Raw genomic sequence first — 4,364 nt, forward strand, 5'->3', positions numbered from 1 at the left:
CCGCCGGGCGATTCCGGGCGAGCTGTCGCATCATCGATAACGATCCGCATTTCGGGAAGGCGCCCCTTGACGCCGTGTTCACCAGGGACAAAACTGCCGTTCATCGGTCGGCATTGCCGAACACCTACCGGAAAACCGTTAGAGTGTGACAGCGCCAAGAGCCGGAACGCTCTCACCTGAGGGCGCGGACCACCGGAGGCATCCGGCGATCCGCCTTCCCCTGGACGAAGGACAAAGGAGTCGCGGTGTCCAGCTCCGACATCTTTATCGGCGAAACGATCGGCACAGCCTTGCTGATCCTGCTCGGCGGTGGCGTGGTCGCCGCCGTCACCCTGAAGAAATCCAAGGCGCGCGGGGCCGGCTGGGTGGCCATCACCTTCGGGTGGGGCTTCGCGGTGATGACGGCCGTCTATACGACGCAGATGCTCTCCGGCGCCCACCTCAATCCCGCGGTCACCCTCGGCATCGCCATCAAGGACGGCGTCTGGGACAACGTCGCCGTCTACTGGGGCGGCCAACTGCTGGGCGCGATGATCGGCGCCGCCCTGGTGGTGGTCACCTACTACGGACAGTTCCAGGCGCATCTCACGGACCGCGAGATCATCGGCGACCCCGCCGACAAGCCCGTGGAGGGCGCGCACGACGGCGGCGCCGGACCCGTCCTCGGCATCTTCTCCACCGGCCCCGAGGTCCGTGTCGTCTGGCAGAACCTCGCCACCGAGATCATCGGCACCGCCGTACTGGTCCTCGCGGTGCTCACCCAGGGCCTCAACGCCGACGGCGACGGCCTCGGCACCCTAGGCGCGCTGATCACCGCCTTCGTAGTCGTCGCCATCGGCCTCTCCCTCGGCGGGCCGACCGGATACGCCATCAACCCGGCCCGTGACCTGGGCCCCGTATCGTGCACGCCCTGGTGCCGCTGCCCAACAAGGGCGGCTCGGACTGGGGCTATGCCTGGATTCCCGTCGCCGGTCCGCTGGCCGGCGGCGCACTCGCCGCGGGTCTCTACAACCTCGCGTTCGTCTGAGACGCGGCCCCGGACATGCGGACGATCGGGTGCGCGGACGCGGGACCGCGCCGTCGCGAGCGCGACGGGACCGCGCCGTGGAGCCACTCCGTACAGGCGCCGTACAGATACAGCCGTATCCCCACCGACCCGAGCAGGAGCGCACCGTGACCGAGACCAACACCACCAACAGCCACGGGCACGGCCCATTCATCGCGGCCATCGACCAGGGCACCACCTCCAGCCGCTGCATCGTCTTCGACAAGGACGGCCGGATCGTGTCCGTCGACCAGAAGGAGCACGAGCAGATCTTCCCGAAGCCCGGCTGGGTGGAGCACAACGCCACCGAGATCTGGGCCAATGTGCAGGAGGTCGTGGCGGGCGCGATCGCCAAGGCGGGCATCACCAAGGCCGACGTCAAGGCGATCGGTATCACCAACCAGCGGGAGACCACCCTGCTCTGGGACCGGGCCACCGGGCAGCCCGTCCACAACGCGCTGGTCTGGCAGGACACCCGTACCGACGCCCTGTGCAAGGAACTCGGCCGCAATGTCGGCCAGGACCGGTTCCGCCGGGAGACCGGGCTGCCGCTGGCGAGCTACTTCGCCGGGCCCAAGGTCCGCTGGCTGCTGGACAATGTCGAGGGGCTGCGCGAGCGCGCCGAACGCGGCGAGATCCTCTTCGGCACCATGGACTCCTGGGTCATCTGGAATCTGACCGGCGGTGTCGACGGCGGTGTGCATGTCACCGATGTCACCAATGCCTCGCGGACCATGCTGATGAATCTGCACACCATGGAGTGGGACGCCAAGATCCTCGCCTCCATGCACGTCCCGGCCGAGGTGCTGCCCGAGATCCGTTCGTCGGCCGAGGTGTACGGGACGGCCAAGGGCGGCGTACTCGACGGCGTCCCGGTCGCCTCCGCGCTCGGCGACCAGCAGGCCGCCCTCTTCGGCCAGACCTGTTTCGCCGAGGGCGAGGCCAAGTCGACGTACGGCACCGGCACCTTCATGCTGATGAACACCGCTCACACCCCCGTCAACTCCTACAACGGACTGCTGACGACCGTGGGCTACCGGATCGGCGACGAGCGGGCCGTGTACGCCCTGGAGGGCTCGATCGCCGTCACCGGCGCGCTGGTGCAGTGGATGCGGGACCAGATGGGCCTGATCAACTCCGCGGCCGAGATCGAGACCCTCGCCCTGACCGTCGAGGACAACGGCGGCGCGTACTTCGTCCCCGCGTTCTCGGGCCTGTTCGCCCCGTACTGGCGCTCCGACGCCCGTGGGGTGATGGCCGGTCTGACCCGCTATGTCACCAAGGCGCACATCGCGCGCGCCGTGCTGGAGGCCACCGCCTGGCAGACCCGCGAGATCAGCGACGCCATGACCAAGGACTCGGGGGTGGAGCTGACCACGCTCAAGGTCGACGGGGGCATGACCTCCAACAACCTGCTGATGCAGACCCTCTCGGACTTCCTGGACGCGCCGGTCGTGCGCCCCATGGTCGCCGAGACGACCTGCCTCGGCGCCGCCTACGCCGCCGGACTGGCCGTCGGCTTCTGGCCGGACACCGACGCGCTGCGCGCCAACTGGCGCCGCGCCGCCGAATGGACCCCGCGCATGGACGCCGAACAGCGTGAGCGCGAGTACAAGAGCTGGCTCAAGGCCGTACAGCGGACCATGGGCTGGCTCGAAGAGGAAGACTGACGAGGAGCACGTCACCATGACCACCCTGCAGAGCGCCCCGGCCCCCGGATGCCGACCCGGCCGGGCCGAGACCCGGGAGCAGCTCTCCCGGGCGACCTACGACCTCCTGGTGATCGGCGGCGGCATCCTGGGCATCTCCACCGCCTGGCACGCCGCCCAGGCCGGGCTGCGGGTGGCACTGGTGGACGCCGGCGACTTCGCAGGGGCCACGTCCTCCGCGTCCTCCAAACTGCTCCACGGCGGGCTGCGCTATCTCCAGACCGGTGCGGTGAGACTGGTCGCGGAGAACCACTTCGAGCGGCGCGCGCTCTCCCGTGAGGTGGCCCCCCATCTCGCGAGCCCGCTCACGTTCTATCTGCCGGTGTACAAGGGCGGGCCGCACGGTGCGGCGAAGCTCGGCGCGGGGGTGTTCGCGTACTCCGCGCTCTCCGCGTTCGGTGACGGCGTCGGCCATGTCATCGGTGCGGCGAAGGCCAGGCGCGATGTCCCCGAGCTGCGTACGGAGAACCTCAAGGCCGTCGCCGTGTACGGGGACGACCAGATGAACGACTCCCGGATGGCGCTGATGACGGTCCGCGCCGCCGCCTGGGCCGGGGCGACCGTACTCAACCACGCCGAGGTCACCGGGCTGCGGTTCACCCGGGGCCGGGTGACGGGCGCGGAGCTGACGGACCGTACGGACGGCACGGAGTTCGGTGTCTCGGCGCGGCTGGTGCTGAACGCGACCGGGCCGTGGGTGGACCGGCTGCGCCGGATGGAGGACCAGGGGGCCGACCCCTCGATCCGGCTGTCCAAGGGCGCGCATCTGGTGCTCAGGCGCACCGCGCCGTGGCGGGCTGCGCTGGCGACCCCGATCGACAGGTACCGCATCACCTTCGCCCTCCCCTGGGAGGACATGCTGCTGCTCGGTACCACCGACGAGGAGTACGAGGGCGATCCCGGCGAGGTCTCGGTCACCGAGCGGGACACCGCGCAGATCCTGGACGAGGCCGCGTACTCGATCCGCGACCAGCAGCTGTCCCGCGATCTGATCACCTACTCCTTCGCGGGTCTGCGGGTGCTGCCCGGCGGTCCCGGTGACACATCGAAGGCCAAGCGGGAGACGGTGGTGAGCGAGGGCCGGGGCGGGATGCTGTCGGTGGCCGGCGGCAAGTGGACGACCTTCCGCCATATCGGCCGTACGGTGATCGGCAAGCTGGCCGCGCTGCCCGGCCACCCGCTGGCGGCCGACATGGAGCCGATCTCCCGGCTGCCGAAGAAGCCGCCGCTGCCGGGGATCGCCAACCCGAACGCGGTCGCACACCGTCTGCTGGCCGACGGCGGGACGCCGGGTCCGCCGATGGCGGCGGACACCGCCCGCCATCTGGCCACCCACTACGGGTCCCTCGCCTTCGACATCGCGCGGCTGGCGGGCAGCGACCCGTCGCTCGCCGGGCGGATACACCCGGACGCACCGGAGATCTGGGCCCAGGTCGTCTACGCGCGCGACCACGAGTGGGCCGAGACGGCGGACGATGTGCTCCGCCGCCGTACGACGCTGACGATCCGGGGGCTGGCGACGGACGAGATCCGGGGGAGGGTACGGGACCTGCTGGGCGGCGCTTCCTGATTCCTGACCCCCGCCCTCCCCCTATGGGCGGGCGCAGGTG

The 4,364-nt window shown here is 70.1% G+C and carries 2 protein-coding genes and 1 pseudogene; all 3 read left to right on the top strand.

Translation table 11 applies throughout. The features are described 5' to 3' along the window. The first annotated feature begins 245 nt into the window (after window positions 1-245). Window positions 246-1,027 (top strand): annotated as a pseudogene (locus ACWF94_RS34630) (MIP/aquaporin family protein). A 146-nt stretch (window positions 1,028-1,173) separates the two neighbouring features. Beyond that, a complete protein-coding gene (gene glpK, locus ACWF94_RS34635) occupies window positions 1,174-2,715 on the top strand; it encodes a glycerol kinase GlpK (protein WP_453497887.1) in 1,542 nt (513 codons plus the stop codon). Window positions 2,716-2,731: 16 nt separating this feature from the next. Further along, the gene (locus tag ACWF94_RS34640) at window positions 2,732-4,324 is read left to right on the top strand and encodes an FAD-dependent oxidoreductase (RefSeq protein ID WP_453497890.1); all 1,593 of its coding nucleotides are present in this window, start codon (window positions 2,732-2,734) and stop codon (window positions 4,322-4,324) included. The last annotated feature ends 40 nt before the right edge of the window (window positions 4,325-4,364 follow it).

Source organism: Streptomyces sp. NPDC055078 (assembly GCF_053607985.1).

Coding starts and splice junctions, on each gene's coding strand:
- ACWF94_RS34640 (WP_453497890.1), top strand. CDS start 2,732: ATGACCACCCTGCAGAGCGCCCCGGCCCCCGGATGCCGACCCGGCCGG.